This is a genomic window from Yersinia sp. 2553 StPb PI, assembly GCF_052217105.1.
In the GTDB taxonomy this organism is placed as follows: domain Bacteria; phylum Pseudomonadota; class Gammaproteobacteria; order Enterobacterales; family Enterobacteriaceae; genus Yersinia; species Yersinia enterocolitica_E.
Window position 1 is genome coordinate 3,471,585 of sequence record NZ_JAZGPX010000002.1, and the last position, 25,085, is coordinate 3,496,669.

Here is a 25,085-nt window from a genome sequence, read left to right on the forward strand (position 1 = left end):
TTCAGGCCGGCGGCAAGCAAGAGACAAATCGGTTGTGGCCGGGTCGGGTCGTGAGCGCAGCCAGCACACCTGCAAGTTGAAAAATGACGAGAGTAAACAATGAAAAGAATAAGCAGCTAATGCCTTATCAACCATCGGGGGTTCGCCTGAAACGAAAAGTCATATCTCCAGCAAGGTGGCTAAAATTTGTGCTTGTTGTTCCTGATCATTGAAACAATCCACTGGCATCAATTTAAACAACTCATAAAACCGACGAATGAATCCTCGCTGTGCTTTGGCATCCGAACCGGTAATCGCTTCAATTCGTGGCTGCAACCAGCTACTGAATAACCAGGGTTGCCCCACCACTGCCAGTACCTCGTTCAGAATCATATCTCCTGCCACGCCACAGACATTCCCCACCTGGCTGCAATGGTCTTCCAACCCGAGAAACATCAGCAAACGGCGCAACTGGTGGAGTGTCGCGGACAAACGCTCACCGTATTGAGCGAACGGCCGACAGGACAAATCAAACGCGACGGCACGCATGAGTACCCGAACACGTTGCTGGCGCTGTGGCCAACGACTCACCCGGGTAAACCACTCCGCCAGCGACAATTCACTTTGATGAATACTTTGCTGAAACAACTGTTTGACGGCTCCCAGCGAGCGGCTACCCTCTGCACCTAGCTCCAACAGACCAAATAGCTCAACCTCCCAGCCTTCACGCTCAAGTAGTGGGCCAAGTAGTTGCGATAAGCTGCGGCGGCGTAATGGATTATTTTTGCTGTGTGCCAGCATGGCGGCCAACAGTAACACTTGCTGCCCTGCCGATAGCTCACCCTGTCGAAGCTTATTGGCAAGCGAAACAATATCCACATCAAGCGGAATGTTCTGTGAAAACAGCATATCGTTGCTACCGGAGAGCTGGGTTATCAACTTCACCAATAGCTGTTGGCGGCGCAGATTACGCTCCTCAGCCTCAATGGATTTTTGATCTTTCAAACGGGAGCCGAGACTCAGCCCGATCTCTTCCATCGTCTCTTCCAGCGCGGTTTGTCTCACTTCAGATAATTCAATGCTGGCCAATTCCATGACTGAGTGTGCGGGGGTTACTTCGCCATGAGCCTTCCCCACATGTTGCTCAGAGCCGTGAACTGCCAAGGTCTCTGACACATTATTGGCACTAATCATGAGCTGGCTCCTGTAGCCAAAGGATAAGTTGCGCCAAATGGCTACGCAGAGAAAGGCTGACTTGCAGCATTGGCGAACCTAAGCGGGCGGTATCTTCAGGCATGCTCTCATCCCCCACACACTGCACCCGTTCACCCAGAGCAGAGACCACGGCAGGCAGATGCTGCGGGTGAACCTGTAAGAGCAACTTTTCATCGTGCGCCATTTTCTCCACTTGCGCCCCCAGCCGATGAATCAAAATCTGTTCCACAGATTGCTGACCGGCCCAGGCAGTTACCACCGACGCAATCGCTGCCAGAATCTGCTGACGGGCTTGTGTAATCAAGGATGCCTCCAATTGCTCCGCCGCCACTAGCCAGCCAACATGTTGCGCCACCACCTCAGCTTCTGTTTGATTCCGCGCTTGAACCATCAGCATGTCTGCTTGTTGCTGTGCTTGCGCTAACAACACGCGGCTCTCATCCTGTGCTGCTTGCACAATCTTGGCCGCCTGCTCTCGGGCAGCAGATAAAATATCGCGGCTCTGCGCCATTTCCTGTAACTGAACCGCCGCAATGACCCGCCCCGCTGGCAGCGAATAATCAAATTTCTCTATCCTGAGATGAAAAGGGTTCACAGCAAACGCTCCAGTCGGGTTAACCAACTGTCAACCGCAAAAGAGAAGGCCTGGGACAAAAATAACGCACGGGGCTGAGGGGGTAATGAGATAGAGATTGCACGCCAAACCACATCATCGTGGCGTACCTGATGTGCCAGGCTATGCCCCAGACGTAAGGCAACCGTGGGCAGATGCTGTGGGCTTAAGCTGGCAGGCAGGTGACCCTGATATCCCATACCAATGAGTTGTTGAATATCAGCCTCATCCAACAGTGGCGAAAGCCTCTCGCGATAACGCCGTAGGCGCAAATAATCACCACATTGTAAATGGACCAACCCCAGCGCCAGACAGCGGGCAGATAAGCGCGGGTAACTTGCCATTCGCTCTTGCTGCTGCTTGCTCAGCACCGCAGGCAGCGTTTGCTGTGGAAATTTTCGTTGCCGAATTAGCGCATTATTCAACACTCTGTCCAGCGCTTTACTGCGGCCATAACAGTAGTTCTCTGTTTTAATCCCCATCGCCGCCAACCAGAGAGGATGGGCAAATTGTGCGGGTCGCCAGGCTAACTGATGCAAATGCCGGATATCAGCGGTTAACGGTAATATCATTCCTTTTCCCTTCAGTTCGCAATTTATCGGCGTAAATAGCGTAATAAGCACGCCATTGACAACCCAGCCAGCAGCACTAACAGTAACCCTAACGCTATCTGTATCGCACCGGCGTGGCGTAATAGCCATTGCAAGCTCAGTTGTGCCTCAGCGTGCTGGTGTGGCTCAGCGGCGATAAACCGATAATTGGCAGGCTGCATCACCACACTAATCTGTGAGTAATCGATACCGGGGATACCATCGCGGATCAGATTTTTAATTTGTGGCTGATAGCTTTGTAAATTGACCTCGGGGGAATACTTGATAAACACTGAGGCGGCGTGGGGAACACTGCTTTTCCCGTCGGTCGGCGCTGGCATGGCAATGGTCACATCGGCATGAATCACCCCATCCATATGGCTCAACATGCTTTCCAACTGCTGTTCTTTCAAATAGACCATCTTGGCCTGCTCTTGGCCAGGTGATGTCACGAGCTGGTTCGACGGAAACAACGTATCCACGGTCGTAAATTTCTGGCGCGGAAAACCATTTTGTCGTAGCAGTTCCACTGCATTAATAAACTGACTTTTATCGACACTCAGCCCTACCGTCCCGCCTTTCTCGGACTGCTTTTCGGCTTTAATCTGGTGCAACATCAGCAACGCCAGCATCTGGTTGGCCTCCCCCTCAGAAAGCCCGCTATATAGCTCCATACCACAGCCTGAAAGGGAGATAACCACCAGCAAGAGTGCTATCGCACGCCGCAGCTGTTTCATTGCATATTGACCAGTTTATTGATGTTCTGCCCGAGAACACCGGCCACTTTAGCCGTTAAATCTACTGCTAATGTGGCGTACATCCATTGCGACTGAACGCCCAATAATTGGGATGGCGACATCATTGCCGTGCCAGGTTCCGCCTGTTGCATTAACTGCGTAAATTTGGCGATTTGTTGCGGCTCACCGGCCGCTGGCTGAAGGGGGGTATTCAACATTGAAGCAGCCTGAATGGCATCAATTTCCATCTGATGATCTCCTTGTTGATAAGCAATTTTATATCGTTGCGGTGTTATGCCTTTAGTACCAGAGGCTGCCGCGTTGTTATCGGCAACGCCAATGACGTTGAGTCAGCAGCAGAGATCCCTTGTTGTAGCAACGCCAACATGGCCTGCGCATCTTCAGATGCGGATGTTGCCAGTAACGCCAGCGCTGCCACTCTGTCATTAAGTCCGAATAGCAGCATTGCCTCGCAGACCAAACGTACCTGAGGGTCCGGTATCAGTTGGGGTAACACATTAAGGATATTTTGGGCTTCAGCCTGTAGGCTGTGATTCACCCCGGCCAAGGCGGCTTCAACCACCAACTGGCGACATTGTGCTGAAAGTAAGATCATATTTTGGCAATAATCCCACTGGTCATATCTTTAATATTCTTCATCAGCGCACTGCTAAAGTTGATGTAAGACGAATACTGCTGCATGGCAAATTGCATCTTGAGCATATGTTCAGGATCAGAGGGATTACCGGCCGCCATCTGGTTTTGAAAGTCCTGACTTATCTTATTAATGCTATTCGTCATTTCGTTCATTAATGCGTTTATATCCATCAAACCTCCCTATTCCATAAGTGACCGCATATGCGATGGGCACTGCTGAAAACGGCGACGGAAGCTATCAGAAAAATGTGCGTGATTGCTAAAACCGCATTCCATGGCGATATCTGCCACGCGTAGCTGTGTAGATAACAGCAATTCACAGCCTTTTTTCAAACGCTGATCCAGTAACCACTGCTTTGCAGACATACCGAATTTTTCGTAAAATAGAAAATTCAATTTACGGGTGGAAATACCTAATTCATCGGCATAGCGCGATACCGTCCAGGGATTGAGGCGATTTTGTTCAAAAAACTCCAGTAACTCATTATTGGTACCCACAATTGATTCCAACAATCTGGAGAAATAAACTGAATCCAGACCTAAACAATACAGGTAAAGAAAGCGTAATGATGCTGAGCGCTCAATATCAATTAACTGTTCAGTTGCGTGAATAACATCTTTATTTGCTGGCAATATTTTGTAGTGATCAGATATTTTATGGGGTAAGCGAAATTTATTCGACTGCACCATTTTACTGGCTAAGTTTTGATATATAGGTAAAAGATCTATCGAATGACACAATATTGAAATAAAAGTGCTCTGTGAGAAAGAAGATACCGTAGCCAACTCGTGGGTAACAACCAAATTCCCCGCAGGTACGGTATAACATTCTCCGTTGCTACGTAATGTTCCCTCTTGCCGAAATAAAATAAACTGTATTGATTTCATCATATCCCTTAGAGAGTAATTAACCTTATACAAGGTTAACAAATAACACTAAAGAGACTATCCGGCATTCACCCTAAGCGAAATTTGTTTGTACATTATCCTTGATGATACCGATTTTTCGATATGCAGCCCCCTCAGCATGAGTTGTTATTAGTATTTCATTTGCTTCCAGCTCATTACTCCTTAAAATACCCTCTATTTCTTTTTTCTGATCATGATCATTACTTATCCACACACCTAGCGCACCGGCAGTAATAATACTGGTTATAGAGGCCACTATTGGATTATAGTTTTTAGCAAGTAAACATAAACTGTTGGTAACGACCGGGTGCGTTAGTAGCCCTATACCTGCTAAAGAGGCCACGATACCAACACGAATAAAGAACGATGTGTAGCGCGCGATTTTTTTGCAATTATCGGATGAAACACCACAGGATTTAGCGAGCATAAAGGCAGCTTGCTGAATTGCATCACTGCCCATGGTTAGCCCCTCTTTATTTTTACTGGCACAATTCCAGTTATGGTAGGCGCATGCCAGGTTAGACAGTGATAACATTAAGTTCACCCCAGTAATTATGGCAACCGGGGTCGCCGCCCCGCCACTGCAAATACTCATGCCAACACTGACAACAAATGAAGCCAGAGAAACCGTCAACTCAATCACATTGATGAAAAACTGTTTTTTGGCTAACTTAACGCTGATTTCATGCTCTTTAATAACAATATCTTTTTGAGTCACAAAAATTTCAATTATTTTGTCCTTAGCATTCGGAACAGTGTTGTTCAGAAAGTCATTTGCTAATGCTTCAGGGGGGCTAATAGAGGGTCTCCCCTCGATATTCGGTTTAACTACCGCATTAGGCTCAGATAAATCATTAACACAATTAATATTGTCTATGCCATCCATCGCTATCCCCTTTTAAATATTGGCCATAACATTCGTATTATTTCATTTATATTTCATTCAATAATCGATTGGCTTTCGTTGCTGTAGACGCATACTCAGGGTTCAGATAACTCATTTCAATGGCGGTTTGTAATGCTTCTCTGGCATCAGCCCCTTTATCCAGCGCGCGTAAACAAACCGCCATTTGATATACCGGTTCAGGATCATTTGCATCCAGTAATAGCGCGGCGGCATAAGCACTCAGCGCCAGAGCATATTCTTGCTGCATTTGCAGAGCTGCGGCCAAAGCCAGATGAAACCGTGACACTAAGGGGCAACAGAGTGTAAGCCAAGAAAAATCGCTAATCGCAGCAGTATAGTCATCTGCCAGCCAGGCCTGATAACCCCGTGTATAGCGCGTTTCTACTTCCTGCGGATCAGGTTGCTGCTTAAAATCACTCATTGGGTACTGAATAATATTCTGTTCTTTCAATACACTATTTATCTTTACACACAGGGACTGGAAATCATCGGCAGAAAAATCGTCCATTGGGCCTCCTTAATTCTATTTCCCCGTACTGACATCAAATAGTAGCCAATCATTACCATCGATATTTTTACTGAATGCTCCTTTAACTATTAATATTCGAATAAGTCTACTGCGGATCAACCGCAACGGCTGATTAGCGACATTATTAATAATCAGCATCCTGACTATCGATATATCAGTAATTTCCTCACCTAAATGGAGCAGGAAATTAAATAATGCCAAAAAATTCCCCGTCGTATTTTTTTCAGTGGAAATCTCCAAAGAACAAATAATTAATTCATGCTGTTCAATACGGTAGATTACCCGATATGCATCAAATAAAAACTCACGCCCTAATTTTATAGGGCTATTTTCGAAAAAGGCTGCTTGAGTCACACAGCCTTTACTGAGTAAGTATTGCTCAATGCACTGAGAGTTAAATTTCATATATCATAATTTCACCGCCATGGAAATATGGTTTATTAGGTTAGTCAAGGTATTGCCAAATTCCTTGAATGCTTGCCTTAGCTCTACTATTTTATCCTGTATTTCATTGGAATTTTTTGAATAACTATCAGAGCTAGAGCTTTGCAGAATACTCGCCATGCGCAAGGTTTCCGCAGCACGGGCTTTATCACCCTCGGCCAGTTTCCCAATACCGATAATAGATTGCCCAGTAGCATTACTAATATGCCCACCAATACCGCCCCACCGGTCGCCTGCTCCAGCACCGACGCCGCTAAATATACCGGATAGCATGGAGCAAACTCCGCTGGCGATGGCCGCTGATGCTGTTTTATCGATAGCTTCGCGTTGATTTTTCATAGCAGTAGCTTTGATATTAAATAGAAGTTCGAATTGTTTCCCACCATAGGCACTCAGTAAATCACGCATTTTTTTAAATAATGCATACATTTGGGAAATAATATCGGAGATATCACTAATGATATTGCCAATATTATTATCTAATTTCCCATCATCATCGACAGCCTGTAGGGCTTTGTCGTTTATTTTTATGTCCTGGCTGATAGGTGTATTCATTATAACCTCATTATATTAATGAACCTGCCACTCTCGTTTGTAGCATGCCGCTTTGATGGATGTTATCGCTTAATTTCTCCAATGTGTCTTGTGCGCTCTGAGAGATATCTTTGAGTTGTTTACTTTGCTGCTGTTTATTCCGCTCAACCCATTGATCCATAAACTGCGTGAAGTCTTGATCAAGCATCAATTTTTCAATTTCTTTTTGCAGCCCTCCATTTTGGATCGCCAACTGGCCACTATTAACCTGCACTAACCCTTGAGTAACTTTTTGCATTATATTTAATAGTGAGAGGCTGATATCTTTTATTATTTTCTTAACCATCTCCTTCATAATTTCCTTGGTACATTGGCGAGTAAATTGTTCCGCAGTGAGCGTAGTGCCTTTCTTAATCGCGGTTTTAACCAGATCTTTCGTCACATCGCCCACCAGTTTTTCAACGCCAGCGTGGGTAAAAGAGTTGCTGATATTGTGCATCAAGGCCATTTCCGTTTCAGTTATCTGCTTACAGGCATTCTTGGCGAACTGTTCAGTTAACTGTTGCACTTTTTGTTGACTTAGATTCTTCATCGCTTCGGTCAACGCATCAGCTCCGCCCGCTTTTAGCACATCACCCGCCCCTTTGGTCACCGCTCGAGCGGCATTAATCGCGCGGGCGGCTTGAAACAGGTCGATTGCCATAGCAAAGCATTCACAACCGAGTTGAACTTTACCTGCAACATCAATAACTTCCTGACATTTCTCTTTTGAGGCTCCAGCCAGCATCGCCGTTTCGGCGGCGGCTTTAACCAAACCGGCGGTCCCCGCCGCCAAATATGCGACCCCGGAAGCCATTGCCACCGGATCCCCGGTTAATACCCCGGCAGAGACCTTAATCGCACCGTAAACTATCTCGGCTAAGCCGATGGCCCAATCAAGCACCATGTTGAAAATACCAGCCTTGTGAGCTTTATCCGCTTGCTGAACTGCTTTATCAATCTGTTGCTGATACTCATTAACCCGTTTATCGCGTAAAAAAGTCTGCACATCCGTCGCCCGCTCCATCTGCTGGCGGATTGACTTACAGGAATCAGAAAAAAAAACCAGGCTCAGGTTGCCAGCCATCGAGAGGATAAGCTGCATATCTGTACTGCCCAACTGATCAAGGGAAAGCCGGCCACTGTCCCCTGCTTTGGCGCCGGAACGGGGTAAGGCGACCAGCAGGCGATCCAAGGCGGCCTGGGCTTTTTGCTGCGTCACCTTGGGTGACGTCATATTCATATCCGCCGAGGGTGACAACCCGGAAATTGCCCACCAATCTGGCATTTTCGCCGGTGCCAAAGGTGTGCTTTTACCTGCGGCAGCCAGTGCCCAATCAGTCTGTGTGTCGGCTTTAAATGCAATACTATTAGGCATGTCTCACCTCCAGTAATAATGCCGCCAGTCCCCGTTCAGCTTGCTGGCGGACTTGAGCCTGCTCAGGGTGAGCATGGCACCAGTTCAATGCGGCACGGAATGCTTTTTCAGCATAAATAGTATTGCCGCAAGCGGAATAACATTCCCCAGCGAAACAAGATGGACGAGGGTCATCGACCTGAATTTGCCCCGCGCGGCTGAAGCAATAAATCGCCTGATGGCAATCCCCGGTTTGTTGATAACACGAACCTAATGTTAACCAATAAGCAAAATTCCAATGGTCGAAACGAATCAATATATTTAACAGTTTTTTTGCGCTGTCATATTCTCCGCCGTGACAAAGTTGTACGCTATATTCATATATTAACGTCAAGTCTTGCTCCGACATATTTGCCAACATACGCAGAGAACCGCCACGTCGCATAAAATTAATAAGTTGATCAGTAGGTTCAATATTCATATCGAATCATCCTTACGGCCATAACTTGGTTAACAAAGATTGCGGGCAATCGTCGTTAATATATCTTTTAAACCTGTCTGTAATGTACTGATGTTATTAACATTAACGTTATAACTTTGCATAAACTTCTGTAACTGTAATTGTTCTTGAGTCATGGTATCTGACGCGCGGGTCTTTTCATTATCTAATGCCGCTTTTACTGCCTGTAATTGTCCTTTATCCAGTTCTGGCCCATTCTTCTTTAAATACTCATCAATACTCATCTTATCAACTTTGATGCCATGCTCCCGCATAAACTCGATAACTGAATCCGGTAGCGGCTTGGTTGTTTTATCGTCACCTTTAGCCGCTTCGGCAATTACGGAATCAACCTGATTAGCGTTATCCTGTATATCATTGGCATATTTTGATCGGGTGTGCATAGCGTCATAGGCACTTCTGGCAAGTGATTCAAGTACGTCCAGGTACTCATAAAAGGCACTCAATCCCATACTGAAAATATCAGCATGCTCACTTAGATTATTACTCAGATTACTGCCAACATTATTAATATTGTTGTGAAGACTATTAAATTTATTTTCCAAAACGGAAAAATTAAATTCATTATTGGAAGATTGGTTAACATACGAGGAAGTGTTGTCTGATTTATTTACACCAGTGTTCGCGACCATAGAAATACTCCTTAACTCAAGATAATAATGATATTTCAGGAAGAGATTAACTACATTGCCTCACCTGAACTTATATTTCTGAGCTGCGTCTCCAGTTGTTTAAACTGTACTTTCATGTTTGCAATAGATACCACCATTTGTGCTTTTTCTTGATTTAAACCATTCGGAAAGGCTTCATTCAAGCGAATTAACCTCTCTCTTGCTTTACTGTCATTTTTGGCTTTTTCTTTCAGTAATTCGATTTGTTGCTGGAATCCTTTCAACTTCCCTAGATCAGACAGTAATTTACTATACCGACTGTGTAGGTCCCCTAACATGCTCTGAATAGAATCATTATCATTCATATTGAATTTCCTGATGCACTGATAAATATATAATATTATTTTGTCTCACTAAAAAGCATCTGTCTTTTATATTTATTCCATTTTTTCCATAAAATGGCATGATGATTGTTTTTTAATTTCCATAGCGAGTTGACAGTGTTGCTATTATTTTCCCCGCACTACTTAGGGCCAGCATCATATTGTTAAGAGTTTTATAATTATCAGGTGTTTGCTGTAGAGACAATTGTTGTGAAATTAATAACCTCCCATTTTCCAACAACGCATTCTTCTGTTGTGTTTTTTTCTCGTCATATTTAATAGCATCTTCCAGTTCAGTAATATGCGACACTCGTTGATCTCCTAATCCTTAAAAATTCATGGGTATATGGATTAAATTGTTAGATTTTAGTAATGATATGCCTTGCTCTCCAATAAAAATAACTTTATAGCCATTCGCCAGTACCGTCCCTTGCTGTAAGCGTAATCCATTAGCTAATTGCACGAATCCTGAAAATTTATTTCCGCCATAGCTGACAATTGCAGCGGGAAGAAGCTGAGCAGTTTGATCTGACGTGGGAATATTCTGATACCTCACCGCCAGAAAGTCCGGTTGTTGCCGGGCCAATGCTGTCAACATTTCCATCAGTTGTTGTTGTTGGCTGAGCGACAATATACCGCTGATAATGATTTCCTTATTACTTTGCGCCATACTGAGATAGCCTAATAACCCCAGTTCCCTCAAGCGCTCAACTAATTGCGCAATTTGCCCATCATGGCTATTAATAACCGCCCAGCCCTTTAACCCAGCCACTGTCGCCAGTGTTTCCTGAACTTTTAACCATTGCCCCCCCATTTCAATAGCACCATGGATTGTGATATGCCCTGGATGTTTCCCCGTGTCGACCTCTATATCCTGATAGCCATACTGGTGTAATACATCCTTGACGCTACTGAGCAGATGGTCATCACAGACTAATTGATTACGAAAAACAATACGGTTAAGAACCAGGAAATTCTGCAACTTAATCACTGCGGGTGATGAGCTACAGTGACCACTCAAAACAACACTGCCATCTAATAACCAGTTTTCTTTTATCCCCTGTAAAGCGGGTTGCTTTAACTGCTCTGAGAGTTGTGTTGGAATATCAGGAGGAAGATAAGCCAGTAGCGCTTTTGGCTGCTGTATAAACCAGAATATAACTACCGATAGCAGTAACAATAGGATAAATGCCAGTACAGATAAGCAGAGTAATAAGCGTGGCCGAGCGCGAGGGATATAATGAATATCACTTAAATTATCGCCCGCCTCACCAACAACCAAGATTAATCCCCCGGTTTCAATCGCCTGTCCGAGTGGGAGTTTCTGTTGTAAATCATACCGCTCCCCCTTAACCCAGACATCCCCAGATGTCTGCAAAGTTATGTGCTCATCACTTATTCTCAAGGTCAATATTTGCCCCTGAAGTAAGGGTAATAATACGTCGCACTGCTGACCCCCTAGCGTAAACTCCCCCTCAGGTAACATCAGCTCACGCCCATTAAGTTCACCATTTAACAGGCGGAGTTTAAACCGTACTGCCATGCTATTCCCCTGTATTAACCGGTACAGCTTTGATCAGAAATAACCTGACAACACTGTGAGATTGCTTATCAGTGCTGCGAAATAACCCACCTAATAATGGAATATCGCCCAGTAGCGGTATTTTGTTTTGCGACTCAATTTGTTTATCCTGGATGAAGCCACCCAATAACAGACTTTGCCCAACACGCAACGTGGCTTGCGTTGAGATATCTGAATTTTGTATTTCCGGCAACGGTTCACTACTGCTTATTGGCGCCTGCTGTTGCCCATCCTGAATGTTAAGATTAAGCAAAACTTCTTTTACACCATCGGCATCAATCATTCTCGGTGTCACTCGCAATAATGACCCAGAGGTGATCGATTCAAGTTTTGCCACTTTATCGCCTTGCAACTTAGTATAAAACGTTACGTTTTTATCCAGTACCGCCTGAATATTATTTAGGGTGACCACCGAAGGGCGTGATAAGACTCTGGCACGTGAATTCTTTTGTAACGCATTCAAGCGAACCATAAAGTTCCCAGTATCATCAATTACAGTGGAGAAACCATCAGCACTATTTTTCCCCGAATTACTATTAAACGAGATACCCGCGCCACCAATGGAAGTAGATGCGGACCAATCGATACCAAGCTGGCTAATATCTCCGGCATCAACATCAATAATGGTCACTGATATTTCTATTTGAACTGGCCGCTGATCCAACTGGGCGATCAAACTACGATAGACCGGCATATTGACCTGACGATCACGGATAATAACTGCGTTTTGCCGAGGATCAGCCGAGAAAAGAGGCATGCTGGTATGCGCCTCATCTTGTTCTTTTCCTGCAACTAAAGGCAGACTATTGCCCTGACTCATCTCGCGCAATACGCTGACTAAGCCCGGTAATTTAACTTGCTGATCACGATACTGATAATTAGAGTCAGCCGCAGAGGCATATTTTAGCAGGAAGACTTTCACTGTTTCTTTATTTTGGTTTTGCTTACGGGCTTGAGACGAAAGCATTTTGCTCAATGTCGTCACCCGTTCAATACAGATAGGAACACCTGTAACCTCAATAGCATCCAGACGAGAAATAGCCTTTATCGCACAGTTTTTTCCTGCGGCTACTCCGCTATGTTGTAGATATTTGATTAAAGTTGTCGTTGATAATCCATCTGGCGATATAAATTCCCTTCGGATGGCTTGAGCTTTGTAAAAATAGAGTATTTCACCATCATAGTACCAGGTAAGATTGTATAGACCGGCTAATTTAGACAGGATTGCTTCTGGTGTTTTGTCGCGAATTTTCCCACTAAAGTGTTCGTTTATTTCCGGGCTAATGACTACCGGGATGCCATAATTCATCCCTAAATCTTTTAATAGGTTAGATACACTCATACCCCGGCTATAAATAAAGAAAGGCTCTCCTTGCCAGGGAATAGCTTGTCCATGGGCCAGTGACACTGAAAACAGTAATATTAAACTGGCAAGTTCTTTCATGAGATAGCCTTGCTGACATGCTTCTTCGGTTTGGTTAAGACGTTTGTTTGGGAAGTACTCAATGTGGCTACCAAGCCACTTAAATGCTGAATAACGGCATGAATTTGTTCTAATTTCATCGAGAGATCTTGATTCTCACCGGCGATCCTCTCGCTATTATCAAGTGTATATCGCCCCCATAACCACCAATTGCCATCGTTAAACTGTAAAGCAAAATCCTGCGTATTCTCCAGCGCCACCAGCATAAGTGCAATATATCGAATAACAGTATTGGATATCATTTTTCTCTCAATAAAAAAAACACCAATACAAATAGAATGATGGTAATCCATCGCTTTGGCAGGAATTCCCTTCAACGTGAATTGAACAATATTAATATCTGATAAATCAATGTCGTTAACTAAGGGTTGTCTCTTCAACATTTCAAGCATCGGCGGTAACTCCTGCATCAGTACGATTTAATTATCCTCCGTAATTAAATATTCGTTATAAGGTAAAACCCTGATTTACTCTTTTTACAGAACTAAATGAATCTATAACGAGCAGTAATGAAATCAGTGTATTTCTTGATATCAAATTTTGGCTGTGGCGTACTAAAAAAAACAGTCAGGTGACTTTATGGAAAATTCATCATCACTCGTCACTCGATTGACACTATTACTGGGCATGACCTTAATGGCCATATGGCTTATTTCAATTGCGGCCATGGCATTCTTCTCATATGAGGATACACGCCAACGTTTGGTGAATGAATTAACCCACATGGCATCATTACGCGCAGATTTAAGTAATTACCAATTTGAAGGCGCAGAACGGGACGCAACCGCATTGATAAGTCGCCAGACAAGTTACCAAGCCACCTGGCGATTGCCTATTAGACATACAGATGATGATCCGAGCGACAATATTCCTTTTAGTTCAGGAATGTGTAATGCCATCCAATCCAGACATGACCTTCGCATCGCTCAGGCATATGGAACTTCTGGTCAAACTTATTATCTCGACAGTTTCACGATTAAAAACAAAGAAGGTATTACCATATTCAGACCACAGGCGGTATCAAATAACTATTTGAACCAGCGACGTAAAGAATTACTTTTACTGCCAATATTTCCTACCCATGACAATATTTTTTGGGGGATGCCGACTTATAGCCCACAACGAGGCTGGCATGTTTCTGTTGCCGCATGTGACCACGCCGGTTCATTAGCTGGATTCTCATTAAAACTGAATGAGTTGGTGACGGATAATCAGCCAGTTGAACAGAGAGATATTAATTTATGGTTGGATAAGAGTGGCGAGTTGTTACCGATATCTCAGCAAAATATACCTTCGCATCAGTTACATGAGATTCTTCGCCAGCTAAAAGACCGAAATTTACATGATGGTTGGCAACAAACACCTGATTATTTGGTATTAAGAACCCAGTTAAAAGGCCCCGGTTGGCAACAGTTAGTTATTTATCCCCGCGTCGGTTTTGCCTGGGAAGCGGCCAAACCCGCATTACATCAACTCCCCTTTGCACTGGCTATTTTGCTGCTGCTCACGTTAGTGCTCTCTTTATTACTGCGATATTACCTCGCTATTCCCCTATGGAACTTCATCAATATTATTGGTGCCACCGGCCCACAAGCGATGGAGCCGCGTTTACCAGTGAAACGCATGGATGAGTTAGGGCAGATTGCTCGTGCTTATAACAACTTGCTAGACACCTTGAATGAGCAGTACGACACCCTTGAAATGAAAGTAAAGGAACGCACGCTGGCACTGGCAAAATCAAAACAGCTGGCCGAACAGGCTAATCGCCGTAAGAGTGTCCATCTAACCACTATCAGTCATGAAATTCGTACCCCTTTAAATGGCACGCTAGGTGCGGTTGAGTTATTACAAAATACCCCACTGACCTGCGAGCAATATCGGTTGGCCGAGACCGCTCGCCAGTGCTCACATTCTTTACTGATGATAGTTAACAACCTGTTGGATTTTTCACGTATTGAGTCGGGGCAAATGGCCTTGTCTCAAGAGAAAACCGCCTTATTGCCCTTATTGGATCAGGCCATGTTAACTATTCATAGCCAGGCCTTGAGTAAAGCCATCACCCTCTCTACTTACGTCAGTTCGGATGTGCCGCTGGAACTGGAGTTGGACAAACAACGCTTAAAGCAGATTCTGGTTAACTTATTGGGCAATGCCGTTAAATTCACGCAATGTGGCCATATTAGGCTCAATGTAGTCCGTAAGGGCCAGCAGCTCTGCTTCACTGTTGAAGATACCGGCTGTGGTATTGATTTGCAGCTTCAACAAGAGATATTCCACCCTTTTGTCCAGACCCATGAGCACGGGCAGGGAACGGGGTTGGGACTAACTATTGCAGATAATCTGGCAAGAATGATGGGGGGGAATATTACACTTTTTAGCCTACCAGACCACGGTAGTCGCTTCTCATTAAGTCTGCCATTTTGTGGGATAATAGTGCTCAAACCGTTTAAAGGTGAAATATGTGCACCACAGCCATTACATGCTCAATTATCTTCGTGGGGGATAACCTGCCCGCCAGAAGGTAATCAATCAGTACACCTGCCGCAGACCCCCTTTAACGATAAAGAGCTGTGCTACCTACCCGGTCGCTTATATAGCAACGTTAAAAAGCATCTTAACGGAGAGAAGCAGCCCGCCTCATCTCAGCAAGAGATACCACATGCTCTCCCACTACAACCTTGGCATATGACCATATTGTTAGTCGATGATGCTGAAACCAATCGAGATATCACCGGCATGATGCTGCGCCAATTGGGGCATCAAGTGACTCTGGCAGAGAGTGGCGAAATCGCACTACGCCTCGGCCAAACGCAGCGTTTTGATCTGGTGCTGATGGATATTCGTATGCCAGGTATGGATGGGCTGGCAACAACCCGCTATTGGCGTGATGATGCGACCAACCAGGATAATCGCTGCATGATTACGGCATTAAGTGCCAATACCAATCCTGAGGAAAAGATAAGGGCCAGTCAGGCGGGGATGAATCATTATCTCTCTAAACCAGTAACTTTCAGCCAACTGGCAGAAGTACTGGATCTGACCGCACAATTCCAGCTCGAACGCGGGGTCACTCTCTCTCCCCAGTTATCAACACCGAGGCCACTATTGAATCTGGCTGACAGCTCATTGCGCCTTAAACTATTACAATCATTGCAACTATTAGTGCAGCAAGTGAGAGAGTCTCTCACCCATACCCCCACGTTATCGCACCAGCTTCACACCTTAAAAGGCTGTGCCGGGCAAGCGGGCCTTATTGAGTTACAAGACGCTGTGATTCAGCTGGAAATAGCAGTCGAAAATCATGAACTCATTACACAGCAAGATATCGATCACCTCGACGAGATAATCCATTTTCTGTTTCAACCGCGGGAGCCCCGCGACACCATTTCAATCATCAGGTAAAGGGAATAACTTTATGAATACGAAATTACTGATTGTCGACGATCATGAACTAATCATTAATGGTATTAAAAATATGTTGGCAGCTTATCCACGTTATCAAATTGTTGGCCAAGCTGATAATGGGCTGGATGTATACAATTTATGCCGCCAGACAGAACCAGACATTGCGATTATAGATCTCGGATTGCCTGGCATGGATGGCCTTGATGTCATTATTCAACTGCTTCGCCGCTGGCCGACGATGAGGATTCTGGCATTAACAGCCCGTCATGAGGAACATCACGCCAGCAAAACGTTAAGCAGTGGCGCGCTAGGTTATGTTCTGAAAAAAAGCCCACAGCAAATTCTGCTGGCCGCCATTCAAACGGTGGCGGTGGGTAAACGCTATATTGATCCCGCACTCAATAGTTCTCTGGTTAATAAACTGGCACAAGGTAGCGATGCCAGCCAACCAGTACTAACACCACGAGAACGACAGATCCTAAAACTGATTACCGAGGGTGCTTGTAATCGTATTATCGCGGTTCACCTTTCTATCAGCCAAAAAACCGTAGAAACCCACCGCCTTAATATGATGAAAAAACTGGATGTGCACAAAGTCGCTGAGCTTATCCATTGGTCATACCGCTTAGGACTAAATGAATAATGTCACTGGTGTTTTATTGATGATAGACACAAATAAAAACCCCCTATCTGTAGCTCATCGATAGGGGGCCTACAAATATCAATGCCCAACTCCAAGCAGCGAATAAATCAGCCCGAATGATCTTATATGAGTAAATGATTCGGGCCAATACGAGCGACTAACATCACCGGAACATCAAGGGTAAAGAGTATTAGCTTTGGTTAACCGGCGTCTGTTTTGGTGCAAATAACGCCTTCTCGTATGCCTTGGCTTTTTTATGGTCAAACTGATGTTCCCACTTGGCAATAACCAGCACCGCTAACGCATTCCCCACCACGTTCAGTGCGGTACGTGCCATATCCAGAATACGGTCCACACCAGCGATAAAGGCCAAACCTTCCAGTGGAATACCTACACTGCCTAGCGTTGCTAACAAGACAACAAACGAAACTCCCGGAACACCAGCAATCCCTTTAGAAGTCACCATTAAGGTTAGGACTAGAATGATCTCTTGCCCAATGGACAGCTCGATACCATATAACTGGGCAATAAATATGGCGGCAATACTCTGATAAAGGGTAGAACCATCTAAGTTGAAGGAATAGCCCGTCGGAACCACAAAGCTGGTAATCGATTTTGGCGCGCCATAGGCTTCCATTTTCTCGATGATTCGTGGCAATACAGTTTCTGAACTGGCGGTAGAGTAAGCTAAAATCAGCTCATCTTTCAAAATTCGAATCAATGTCCAGATACGTAATTTACATAATCTGGCAACGGTGCCCAGCACGACCAGTGCAAAAAATAGAATCGCGGCGTAAACCAAAATAACCAGCTTGGCCAATGGAATAAGCGAGGCAAAACCAAAATTGGCAACCGTCACCGAGATCAAACCAAACACCCCGATAGGCGCATAGCGCATAATCATATGAGTGACTTTGAACATGCTTTCAGAAATTGCTTTAAACACATTCAACAGTGGCTCTTTGGTTTCTTTTGGCAATGAAGACAGCCCTAAACCAAACAACACTGAGAAGAAGATAATTGGCAACATATCGCCTTTCGCCATGGAAGCGAAGACGTTGGCAGGAATGAGCGACAAGATAGTGCTCACCAGGCTGTGGCTACCACTTTGTACTTGCTCAGTGGTCTTTTCATACTGGGAGATATCGACCACCGTCAATGCCGACATATCAATGCCGTGCCCCGGTTGAAACACATTCGCCAAGGTGATCCCAACAATAATGGCGATGGTAGTGATAACTTCGAAATAGATAATGGTTTTCAGGCCAATTCGCCCAAGCTTCTTCGCATCACCAACACCAGCAATACCCACGATCAAGGTCGAAATAACTATCGGTACAACAATCATTTTAATTAAGCGGATGAAGATATCACCTGCTGGACTTAAAATATTACTAACTAACCACTCTCTGGATTCAATTTGATTATGCAGAACCGCACCAACCAAAATACCTAATACCAGCGCAATGAGTATTTGCCAGGCCAGACCTATTTTTACACTTTTCATACCCTAAAAATTCCTCAAAGCATCCTATAAAATGCAAGTTACCAAGCATTTCAAATAGAATACTTAATCATTAAATACGGGGCTATAGTTGATAAAACGTATGGTTCAGCCTCCCGCCAGCCGACCACGTTATAAATCAGTATCATTTCTGGACACTCTTCTGCAAGCCTTGTTTACACTAAGCCCACATGATGCTGAGGCATAACTTCAGCCCCAAAAATCTTTAGATCACAGTAAATATTTGTTATTAAAATAATAAAATCCATCAGAGACAAATAACATCGCAACTGTCTGTATAAAAAACAAGCTAAATTAAATTACATGATAAACTCTCATTGTGTTTTATTTTTTCACTTATTTTGTTTTTATTTTGTTAAATTCAGCCATTTTAATTCTCCGCTTATTCTGGAGGTTTCGCAACCAAAGTCGATTTTTTTTCAGCGAAATAAGAGAAATTTATTCAAATAGAGAAAATAGTAAATTGCATATTTATTCCATTGGGCTTTGTATTTATATATTCATATTCTCAGTTGATATATATATGTAATTCTAATTACAGTAAAATATAAAAATATAAACTTTCCGATGATTGTAAATTAATTTTTAATTTTTTGGTTAACAACTACTATTAAATTGCATTAGTCACGCTACATTAGTACTTTTAGTGACATTCCCCCTTCAATATTCTTATTTCACGCTAGAAATGAGCTGATCTGCACATTTCCTTTCCTTTATTGCATGATCACAAGGCACGTCTCCTATCATTAAGATATCGATTCACCACGCAGCACATTAAGTAAGTCTCTAAATCAACATCTTTTATGCGTGATCTGCCGCCCAAAAAAGAAACAAAACGGCCCTCCACACTATAATTAACTTTTGATTGACATATTATTAACAATCTCAAGGAGAACTATTATGAGCCAAATACATAAACACCCTATTCCAACTGCAATTGCAGAGCATGCCCTGATAAACCCTGAACAATATCAGCAATATTATCAACAATCTGTGCAGAACCCAGATGAATTTTGGGGCGAACATGGCAAGATTATTGATTGGATTAAACCGTATAAAACGGTTAAAAACACCTCCTTTGACCCCGGTCATATCAGCATCCGCTGGTTCGAAGATGGCACACTGAATCTTGCAGCTAACTGCCTTGACCGTCACCTGGCAGAGCGTGGCGATCAAACCGCAATTATTTGGGAAGGTGATGATCCTAACCAATCAAAAACCGTCACCTATAAACAGCTTCACCACGATGTATGCCAGTTTGCTAATGTGCTGAAAAAACTGGGCATCAAGAAAGGTGATGTGGTTGCAATCTATATGCCGATGGTGCCAGAAGCCGCTGTTGCTATGCTGGCCTGCGCGCGTATTGGCGCCGTGCACTCTGTTATTTTTGGTGGATTCTCACCTGATGCCGTTGCTGGCCGAATTATCGACTCTAACTCAAAACTGGTGATTACTGCCGATGAAGGCATTCGTGCTGGTCGCGCAATTCCACTGAAAAAAAATGTCGATGAAGCCCTAAAAAATCCAGCTATCACCAGTATCAAAAATGTGGTCGTCTTCCAACGTACTGGCAATGCCAGCTATTGGAAAGACGGGAGAGACTTGTGGTGGCATGACCTGATAAAAGAAGCCTCCGCCGACTGCCCGCCAGAAGAGATGAATGCCGAAGACCCACTGTTCATCCTTTATACCTCGGGTTCTACTGGCAAACCAAAAGGGGTTTTACATACCACCGGCGGTTATCTGGTTTATGCCGCGTTGACCTTTAAATACGTTTTTGATTATCACCCCGGCGATATCTACTGGTGTACCGCGGACGTTGGTTGGGTCACCGGCCACAGCTATTTGCTGTATGGCCCACTGGCTTGCGGTGCTATTACTCTGATGTTTGAAGGTGTTCCTAACTATCCAGGCGTCAATCGCTTGGGTCAGGTTATCGATAAACATCAGGTTAATATTCTGTATACCGCTCCTACCGCCATTCGTGCCTTAATGGCCGAAGGTGACAAAGCCATCGAAGGGACAAAACGCGACTCCCTACGCATTATGGGTTCAGTTGGTGAACCTATTAACCCGGAAGCATGGGAATGGTATTACAACAAGATTGGTAACAGTAAATGCCCGATTGTTGATACCTGGTGGCAAACTGAAACGGGCGGTTTCATGATAACGCCACTGCCAGGAGCCACAGAGTTAAAAGCCGGTTCAGCTACTCGCCCCTTCTTTGGGGTACAGCCAGCGTTGGTCGACAACTTAGGTAACCTGCAAGAAGGTGCAGCCGAAGGCAATCTGGTGATAACCGACTCTTGGCCGGGTCAGGCCAGAACCTTATTCGGCGATCATGACCGTTTTGAGCAGACCTACTTCTCAACCTTTAAAGGCATGTATTTCAGTGGTGATGGCGCTCGCCGTGACGAAGATGGCTACTACTGGATAACCGGCCGCGTCGATGACGTACTTAACGTTTCAGGTCACCGCCTAGGGACCGCTGAAATTGAATCCGCATTGGTTTCACACCCGAAAATTGCCGAAGCTGCCGTCGTCGGTGTCCCACACAGTATTAAAGGGCAAGCTATCTATGCCTACATCACGCTGAATCACGGTGAGGAACCAACACCAGAGCTGTATACCGAGGTGCGTAATTGGGTGCGTAAAGAGATTGGCCCAATTGCGACCCCAGATATTTTGCACTGGACTGATTCACTGCCAAAAACCCGTTCAGGCAAGATCATGCGCCGTATTCTGCGCAAAATTGCGGCTGGCGATACCAGCAACTTAGGGGATACCTCAACACTGGCCGATCCGGGCGTAGTGGACAAATTACTGGAAGAAAAACAATCAATGCAAACACCGTCGTAAATTGTGCCGCCTACCGGCGGCAAACTTAATTAATGCCTCAAAGGAGAGACTCTGATGAATGACAGCATTTATCAAGAGATTGAAAATAACCCGCGTTTCAAAGAGTTGGTGCAAAAGCGTGGCCGCTTTGCCTGGATACTGTCGCTCATTACCCTAGCGCTGTATGTCGGTTTCATTTTCCTTATTGCTTTCGAACCACAATGGCTCGGTACCCCGCTATATGCAGGCTCCAGCATTACTCGCGGCATACCCGTTGGTGTGGGGTTGATCGTTATTTCTTTTGTTCTTACAGGTATTTACGTTATTCGTGCTAATGGCGAGTTTGACCGTCTGACGGCAGAAATTCTTCGTGAGGTGAAGCAATGAAGACTCGCCATTGGTCCGTACTTTCCTTACTGACTCTGCCTGCGCTGTCACAGGCAGAAGCAATTACCGGCGAAGTTCATCGCCAGCCGCTCAATATCCAAGCGATCATTATGTTCGTACTGTTTGTTGGCGCGACATTATATATTACCTACTGGGCATCAAAGCGCACCCGTTCCCGGGGTGATTATTATACCGCTGGCGGGCGCATAACCGGTTTCCAAAATGGTTTGGCCATTGCTGGGGACTTTATGTCTGCGGCATCATTTCTGGGTATTTCCGCGCTGGTTTATACCTCTGGCTATGATGGCTTGATTTACTCCATCGGCTTTCTAATCGGCTGGCCAATCATTCTGTTTTTAATTGCCGAGCGGCTGCGTAATCTGGGTCGCTATACTTTTGCTGATGTGGCTTCTTATCGCTTGAAACAAAGGCCGATAAGAACATTATCTGCCTGTGGTTCGTTAGTGGTGGTCGCTTTATATCTGATAGCTCAAATGGTCGGTGCCGGTAAGCTGATAGAGTTGTTGTTTGGCTTGAACTACCATGTAGCTGTCGTGTTGGTGGGCATCCTGATGGTACTGTACGTCTTGTTTGGCGGCATGTTAGCCACAACGTGGGTACAGATTATCAAAGCGGTGTTACTGCTGGCGGGTGCTTCGTTTATGGCCATTATGGTTATGAAGTCGGTTAACTTTAACTTCAATACCTTATTCAGTGAGGCCATTAAAGTTCACCCTAAAGGCTTGGCGATCATGAGCCCTGGAGGGCTAGTCTCTGACCCAATATCAGCATTGTCGCTCGGCTTGGCATTAATGTTTGGTACCGCAGGCTTACCACACATTCTAATGCGTTTCTTTACGGTAAGTGATGCCAAAGAAGCCCGCAAGAGCGTGTTCTATGCCACTGGCTTTATCGGTTACTTCTACATATTGACCTTTATTATTGGTTTTGGCGCAATCCTGTTGGTCGGCCCGAATCCAGCCTTTAAGGATGCGGCGGGGGCACTGCTTGGCGGTAATAATATGGCAGCAGTGCATCTGGCTGATGCCGTGGGGGGTAGCTTCTTCTTAGGCTTTATCTCGGCAGTTGCTTTCGCAACTATTTTGGCGGTGGTTGCCGGTCTGACATTAGCGGGGGCATCTGCTGTTTCTCATGACCTTTACGCCAGTGTCATCAAGAAGGGTAAAGCAAATGAACGCGATGAACTGAGAGTTTCTAAAATCACAGTCGTTATTTTAGGGTTTGTGGCAATCGGCTTGGGGATTTTGTTTGAGAAGCAAAACATTGCTTTCATGGTAGGTTTGGCATTCTCCATTGCCGCCAGTTGTAACTTCCCAATCATCTTCATTTCAATGTATTGGGATAAACTGACCACGCGTGGTGCAATGATTGGTGGCTGGTTGGGGTTACTGACTGCGGTGCTCCTGATGATTTTAGGCCCAACTATCTGGGTAACCATTCTAGGGCACGCAAAACCAATTTATCCATATGAATACCCAGCATTATTCTCAATGATAGTGGCATTTGTCGGGATATGGTTCTTCTCCGTCACCGATAATTCAGAAGAAGGTAAGCAAGAACGTCTGCGCTTCAAAGCACAGTTTGTCCGTTCACAAACGGGGTTGGGTGCCTCTCAAAGTAGCTCTCACTGATCGTATTCGGCGGATAAAAGGCCCCTCGGGGCCTTTTTTATGGCTTCAACCAGCGGTCTAACCAAGGGAAAACCACATCTTGTTGCTCTTGGTAAAATACGTGCCCCAACGCAGGCCAGCTACGAGTGACCAAGCGTGATTCCGCATTTTGTGACCGCCAGATTGCATGCACTTTACTGTAAGCCTGCTCGACCGCATCCGATGGGAACAATTTATCTTTCCCGCCGTTAAAAAGAAGCATCGGTTTTGGTGCTGCTAAGCTGGCAATATCAGGGAAATCCAACTTATTGGCAATACCAGGGTGGAGCATGTAAAAAGCGGATTGCCCACGAAGTACATTATTACCTGGGGTCATCAAACCTTGATAGTTACCAAACCAAGAGATAGCCGCAGTGGCCGCGACCTTATCCGATAATGCAGCTAACTGCCAGGCACGATACGCTCCCATAGAAAATCCAAGAGCACCAATACGTTGGCGGTCAACTGATGGAAGTGTCGCCAGAAAATCAACCGTTCGTATATCTTCATAAGCCATCGTGCCCGCTAATGAACGGCCAAGATTAAAGAAGTTACTAGCTAAAGCCTGCTGTTGCTCATAGCTGATAGGGCCTCTATCACCCCAGCCAATAGCATCAATAGAAAGCACAACATAACCGCGTTTTGCCAACTCATCGCCGATGAATTTACCGCTAAAGAATTTATCCGACCAAGCCTGCGCTGAGGCAAGCTGCGCGCTATCGCCCCAAGGCCGGATCATTTTCTCTTTGCCAATATCAAATTTAGACCCATGGTCATGCAAAAGAACAATCGCCGGATGAGGGCCTTTGCTTTTCGGTGTTAATAGCAAGCCCTGGACACGGCTTTCATCTGTGATGTTTAATGCTATTTTTTCAGCAATATAGCGGCCACGGTCCTGCTGATCTATTTTCTCTGCTGAAAATGCAATTGTTGAGTCAGGGGTGAGCAATGCTTGTCGGAAGATCTTTCTGGTGTCACTCTTCCACTGTGAAAAGTCAGTGTATCTCCCTGCCAGCCATGAACTTTGATAAGTCATCTGTTTTTTTAGCTGTGGATAAAATACTGGCAGACTATTTTCAGTAATAGCTTCTTTTTGATACGTCACAGGACTGGCCTGTGCTGTTGCGGCAGTAAGTATCGCTGACAGGGCGAGCGAACAGACAAATAGACCGGCATTCATTCAAACCTCACAATCAAAACATCGTTTCAATTTTTGATTGAATGATTTTAAGGTAAAAAAGGTTATTTTCTGTGGTGGGGGTTATAAAAATGACAGAAAGCAAAAAGAAAAAGTTATTCAATGTTCAAACTGCATATCATGCTCGAATCGAACCTGCACAACAGACAAACAAAAAAGGCCACCCGTTAGGGTAGCCTCTTTTGCTTATTTGATGCCTGGCAGTGTCCTACTCTCGCATGGGGAGACCCCACACTACCATCGGCGCTACGGCGTTTCACTTCTGAGTTCGGCATGGGATCAGGTGGGACCACCGCGCTATGGCCGCCAGGCAAATTCTGTCTAAACTAA

Annotated in this window: 27 protein-coding genes and 1 rRNA gene; 5 read left to right on the top strand and 23 right to left on the bottom strand. The window is 44.9% G+C overall.

All coding sequences use genetic code 11. The annotated features are described in order from the left end of the window. Window positions 1–159: 159 nt before the first annotated feature. From V2A84_RS17375 to V2A84_RS17470, 20 genes are all read right to left on the bottom strand, one after another. On the bottom strand, window positions 160–1,173 hold the full coding sequence (locus V2A84_RS17375) for a TyeA family type III secretion system gatekeeper subunit (RefSeq protein WP_083161095.1): 1,014 nt from the start codon (window positions 1,171–1,173) through the stop codon (window positions 160–162). Then, on the bottom strand, window positions 1,166–1,789 hold the full coding sequence (gene sctL / locus V2A84_RS17380; RefSeq protein ID WP_442848220.1) for a type III secretion system stator protein SctL: 624 nt from the start codon (window positions 1,787–1,789) through the stop codon (window positions 1,166–1,168). Before sctL ends, V2A84_RS17375 begins: the two co-directional genes overlap by 8 nt. After that, window positions 1,786–2,379 (bottom strand): type III secretion system domain-containing protein, encoded by a 594-nt coding sequence (locus V2A84_RS17385; RefSeq protein ID WP_442848221.1) that lies wholly within the window; start codon window positions 2,377–2,379, stop codon window positions 1,786–1,788. Before V2A84_RS17385 ends, sctL begins: the two co-directional genes overlap by 4 nt. Before the next feature lie 23 nt (window positions 2,380–2,402). Then, the gene (gene ssaJ / locus V2A84_RS17390; protein ID WP_442848222.1) at window positions 2,403–3,134 is read right to left on the bottom strand and encodes an EscJ/YscJ/HrcJ family type III secretion inner membrane ring protein SsaJ; all 732 of its coding nucleotides are present in this window, start codon (window positions 3,132–3,134) and stop codon (window positions 2,403–2,405) included. Further along, on the bottom strand, window positions 3,131–3,382 hold the full coding sequence (gene sctI, locus V2A84_RS17395; RefSeq protein ID WP_372568540.1) for a type III secretion system inner rod subunit SctI: 252 nt from the start codon (window positions 3,380–3,382) through the stop codon (window positions 3,131–3,133). The genes ssaJ and sctI overlap by 4 nt, the downstream gene beginning before the upstream one ends. Before the next feature lie 44 nt (window positions 3,383–3,426). Next, window positions 3,427–3,750, bottom strand: a complete 324-nt coding sequence (locus tag V2A84_RS17400) for an EscG/YscG/SsaH family type III secretion system needle protein co-chaperone (protein ID WP_083161105.1) — start codon at window positions 3,748–3,750, stop codon at window positions 3,427–3,429. Further along, a complete protein-coding gene (gene sctF / locus V2A84_RS17405; protein WP_083161107.1) occupies window positions 3,747–3,962 on the bottom strand; it encodes a type III secretion system needle filament subunit SctF in 216 nt (71 codons plus the stop codon). Before sctF ends, V2A84_RS17400 begins: the two co-directional genes overlap by 4 nt. 9 nt (window positions 3,963–3,971) lie before the next feature. Continuing rightward, on the bottom strand, window positions 3,972–4,679 hold the full coding sequence (locus V2A84_RS17410) for a helix-turn-helix domain-containing protein (protein ID WP_083161109.1): 708 nt from the start codon (window positions 4,677–4,679) through the stop codon (window positions 3,972–3,974). A gap of 73 nt (window positions 4,680–4,752) precedes the next feature. Further along, entirely contained in the window at window positions 4,753–5,586 is an 834-nt protein-coding gene (locus V2A84_RS17415) for a hypothetical protein (protein WP_083161111.1), read from the bottom strand. A 46-nt stretch (window positions 5,587–5,632) separates the two neighbouring features. Beyond that, complete coding sequence (locus V2A84_RS17420) at window positions 5,633–6,115, bottom strand: SycD/LcrH family type III secretion system chaperone (RefSeq protein WP_083161113.1); 483 nt, start codon at window positions 6,113–6,115, stop codon at window positions 5,633–5,635. A 15-nt stretch (window positions 6,116–6,130) separates the two neighbouring features. Next, complete coding sequence (locus V2A84_RS17425) at window positions 6,131–6,541, bottom strand: pathogenicity island 2 effector protein SseE (protein ID WP_083161115.1); 411 nt, start codon at window positions 6,539–6,541, stop codon at window positions 6,131–6,133. A gap of 3 nt (window positions 6,542–6,544) precedes the next feature. After that, window positions 6,545–7,135, bottom strand: a complete 591-nt coding sequence (locus tag V2A84_RS17430; RefSeq protein WP_372568537.1) for a chemotaxis protein — start codon at window positions 7,133–7,135, stop codon at window positions 6,545–6,547. Between the two features lie 10 nt (window positions 7,136–7,145). After that, window positions 7,146–8,531 carry a type III secretion system translocon subunit SctE gene (gene sctE, locus V2A84_RS17435; protein ID WP_442848997.1) on the bottom strand — a complete coding sequence of 462 codons (1,386 nt, stop codon included), beginning with the start codon at window positions 8,529–8,531 and terminating at the stop codon, window positions 7,146–7,148. Further along, window positions 8,524–8,991 carry a SycD/LcrH family type III secretion system chaperone gene (locus tag V2A84_RS17440; protein ID WP_083161119.1) on the bottom strand — a complete coding sequence of 156 codons (468 nt, stop codon included), beginning with the start codon at window positions 8,989–8,991 and terminating at the stop codon, window positions 8,524–8,526. The genes sctE and V2A84_RS17440 overlap by 8 nt, the downstream gene beginning before the upstream one ends. 29 nt (window positions 8,992–9,020) lie before the next feature. Further along, a complete protein-coding gene (locus V2A84_RS17445) occupies window positions 9,021–9,662 on the bottom strand; it encodes a chemotaxis protein (protein ID WP_083161121.1) in 642 nt (213 codons plus the stop codon). 50 nt (window positions 9,663–9,712) lie between these two features. Next, complete coding sequence (locus V2A84_RS17450; protein WP_083161123.1) at window positions 9,713–10,006, bottom strand: chromosome partitioning protein ParA; 294 nt, start codon at window positions 10,004–10,006, stop codon at window positions 9,713–9,715. Window positions 10,007–10,118: 112 nt separating this feature from the next. Continuing rightward, a complete protein-coding gene (locus V2A84_RS17455) occupies window positions 10,119–10,334 on the bottom strand; it encodes an EscE/YscE/SsaE family type III secretion system needle protein co-chaperone (RefSeq protein ID WP_083161125.1) in 216 nt (71 codons plus the stop codon). 18 nt (window positions 10,335–10,352) lie between these two features. Beyond that, window positions 10,353–11,567: a type III secretion system inner membrane ring subunit SctD gene (gene sctD / locus V2A84_RS17460; RefSeq protein ID WP_083161127.1), complete on the bottom strand. Its 1,215-nt coding sequence runs from the start codon at window positions 11,565–11,567 to the stop codon at window positions 10,353–10,355. A 1-nt stretch (window position 11,568) separates the two neighbouring features. Continuing rightward, window positions 11,569–13,050, bottom strand: coding sequence for an EscC/YscC/HrcC family type III secretion system outer membrane ring protein (locus tag V2A84_RS17465; RefSeq protein ID WP_442848998.1), 1,482 nt, complete (start codon window positions 13,048–13,050; stop codon window positions 11,569–11,571). Further along, window positions 13,047–13,481 (bottom strand): hypothetical protein, encoded by a 435-nt coding sequence (locus V2A84_RS17470; protein WP_083161131.1) that lies wholly within the window; start codon window positions 13,479–13,481, stop codon window positions 13,047–13,049. The genes V2A84_RS17465 and V2A84_RS17470 overlap by 4 nt, the downstream gene beginning before the upstream one ends. A gap of 187 nt (window positions 13,482–13,668) precedes the next feature. On the opposite strand from V2A84_RS17470, the gene V2A84_RS17475 reads away from it, so the two are divergent. Then, a complete protein-coding gene (locus tag V2A84_RS17475) occupies window positions 13,669–16,491 on the top strand; it encodes a two component system sensor kinase (protein WP_102970491.1) in 2,823 nt (940 codons plus the stop codon). 13 nt (window positions 16,492–16,504) lie between these two features. Beyond that, the gene (locus V2A84_RS17480) at window positions 16,505–17,137 is read left to right on the top strand and encodes a two component system response regulator (RefSeq protein WP_083161133.1); all 633 of its coding nucleotides are present in this window, start codon (window positions 16,505–16,507) and stop codon (window positions 17,135–17,137) included. Window positions 17,138–17,327: 190 nt separating this feature from the next. On the opposite strand, the gene gltP is transcribed toward V2A84_RS17480, so the two are convergent. Beyond that, window positions 17,328–18,644 (bottom strand): glutamate/aspartate:proton symporter GltP, encoded by a 1,317-nt coding sequence (gene gltP / locus V2A84_RS17485; protein WP_083161135.1) that lies wholly within the window; start codon window positions 18,642–18,644, stop codon window positions 17,328–17,330. 918 nt (window positions 18,645–19,562) lie between these two features. Between gltP and acs the strand changes: the two genes are divergently transcribed. Genes acs through actP form a run of 3 tightly spaced genes read left to right on the top strand, consistent with a single transcriptional unit; the run spans window position 19,563 to window position 23,539 of the window. Next, a complete protein-coding gene (acs, locus tag V2A84_RS17490; RefSeq protein ID WP_083161137.1) occupies window positions 19,563–21,521 on the top strand; it encodes an acetate--CoA ligase in 1,959 nt (652 codons plus the stop codon). Between the two features lie 54 nt (window positions 21,522–21,575). Then, window positions 21,576–21,887 carry a DUF485 domain-containing protein gene (locus tag V2A84_RS17495; RefSeq protein WP_083161139.1) on the top strand — a complete coding sequence of 104 codons (312 nt, stop codon included), beginning with the start codon at window positions 21,576–21,578 and terminating at the stop codon, window positions 21,885–21,887. After that, window positions 21,884–23,539 (top strand): cation/acetate symporter ActP, encoded by a 1,656-nt coding sequence (actP, locus tag V2A84_RS17500; protein WP_083161141.1) that lies wholly within the window; start codon window positions 21,884–21,886, stop codon window positions 23,537–23,539. The genes V2A84_RS17495 and actP overlap by 4 nt, the downstream gene beginning before the upstream one ends. 37 nt (window positions 23,540–23,576) lie before the next feature. Here actP and V2A84_RS17505 read toward each other — a convergent pair whose 3' ends face one another. Together V2A84_RS17505 and rrf are read right to left on the bottom strand one after the other, a co-directional pair. Further along, window positions 23,577–24,737, bottom strand: coding sequence for a dienelactone hydrolase family protein (locus V2A84_RS17505; RefSeq protein ID WP_083161143.1), 1,161 nt, complete (start codon window positions 24,735–24,737; stop codon window positions 23,577–23,579). A gap of 213 nt (window positions 24,738–24,950) precedes the next feature. Then, window positions 24,951–25,066 (bottom strand): 5S ribosomal RNA (rrf, locus tag V2A84_RS17510). Between the last annotated feature and the right edge of the window lie 19 nt (window positions 25,067–25,085).

Bases quoted from the DNA above. Each gene is read 5' to 3' on its own strand.
- sctE (WP_442848997.1), bottom strand. From the start codon at position 8,531: ATGCCTAATAGTATTGCATTTAAAGCCGACACACAGACTGATTGGGCA.
- V2A84_RS17415 (WP_083161111.1), bottom strand. From the start codon at position 5,586: ATGGATGGCATAGACAATATTAATTGTGTTAATGATTTATCTGAGCCT.
- sctD (WP_083161127.1), bottom strand. From the start codon at position 11,567: ATGGCAGTACGGTTTAAACTCCGCCTGTTAAATGGTGAACTTAATGGG.
- V2A84_RS17450 (WP_083161123.1), bottom strand. From the start codon at position 10,006: ATGAATGATAATGATTCTATTCAGAGCATGTTAGGGGACCTACACAGT.
- V2A84_RS17400 (WP_083161105.1), bottom strand. From the start codon at position 3,750: ATGATCTTACTTTCAGCACAATGTCGCCAGTTGGTGGTTGAAGCCGCC.
- V2A84_RS17505 (WP_083161143.1), bottom strand. From the start codon at position 24,737: ATGAATGCCGGTCTATTTGTCTGTTCGCTCGCCCTGTCAGCGATACTT.
- V2A84_RS17470 (WP_083161131.1), bottom strand. From the start codon at position 13,481: ATGCTTGAAATGTTGAAGAGACAACCCTTAGTTAACGACATTGATTTA.
- V2A84_RS17445 (WP_083161121.1), bottom strand. From the start codon at position 9,662: ATGGTCGCGAACACTGGTGTAAATAAATCAGACAACACTTCCTCGTAT.
- V2A84_RS17375 (WP_083161095.1), bottom strand. From the start codon at position 1,173: ATGATTAGTGCCAATAATGTGTCAGAGACCTTGGCAGTTCACGGCTCT.
- V2A84_RS17475 (WP_102970491.1), top strand. From the start codon at position 13,669: ATGGAAAATTCATCATCACTCGTCACTCGATTGACACTATTACTGGGC.
- V2A84_RS17385 (WP_442848221.1), bottom strand. From the start codon at position 2,379: ATGATATTACCGTTAACCGCTGATATCCGGCATTTGCATCAGTTAGCC.
- V2A84_RS17480 (WP_083161133.1), top strand. From the start codon at position 16,505: ATGAATACGAAATTACTGATTGTCGACGATCATGAACTAATCATTAAT.
- ssaJ (WP_442848222.1), bottom strand. From the start codon at position 3,134: ATGAAACAGCTGCGGCGTGCGATAGCACTCTTGCTGGTGGTTATCTCC.
- acs (WP_083161137.1), top strand. From the start codon at position 19,563: ATGAGCCAAATACATAAACACCCTATTCCAACTGCAATTGCAGAGCAT.
- sctI (WP_372568540.1), bottom strand. From the start codon at position 3,382: ATGGAAATTGATGCCATTCAGGCTGCTTCAATGTTGAATACCCCCCTT.
- V2A84_RS17495 (WP_083161139.1), top strand. From the start codon at position 21,576: ATGAATGACAGCATTTATCAAGAGATTGAAAATAACCCGCGTTTCAAA.
- V2A84_RS17430 (WP_372568537.1), bottom strand. From the start codon at position 7,135: ATGAATACACCTATCAGCCAGGACATAAAAATAAACGACAAAGCCCTA.
- actP (WP_083161141.1), top strand. From the start codon at position 21,884: ATGAAGACTCGCCATTGGTCCGTACTTTCCTTACTGACTCTGCCTGCG.
- V2A84_RS17410 (WP_083161109.1), bottom strand. From the start codon at position 4,679: ATGAAATCAATACAGTTTATTTTATTTCGGCAAGAGGGAACATTACGT.
- V2A84_RS17425 (WP_083161115.1), bottom strand. From the start codon at position 6,541: ATGAAATTTAACTCTCAGTGCATTGAGCAATACTTACTCAGTAAAGGC.
- sctF (WP_083161107.1), bottom strand. From the start codon at position 3,962: ATGGATATAAACGCATTAATGAACGAAATGACGAATAGCATTAATAAG.
- V2A84_RS17420 (WP_083161113.1), bottom strand. From the start codon at position 6,115: ATGGACGATTTTTCTGCCGATGATTTCCAGTCCCTGTGTGTAAAGATA.
- gltP (WP_083161135.1), bottom strand. From the start codon at position 18,644: ATGAAAAGTGTAAAAATAGGTCTGGCCTGGCAAATACTCATTGCGCTG.
- V2A84_RS17440 (WP_083161119.1), bottom strand. From the start codon at position 8,991: ATGAATATTGAACCTACTGATCAACTTATTAATTTTATGCGACGTGGC.
- V2A84_RS17465 (WP_442848998.1), bottom strand. From the start codon at position 13,050: ATGAAAGAACTTGCCAGTTTAATATTACTGTTTTCAGTGTCACTGGCC.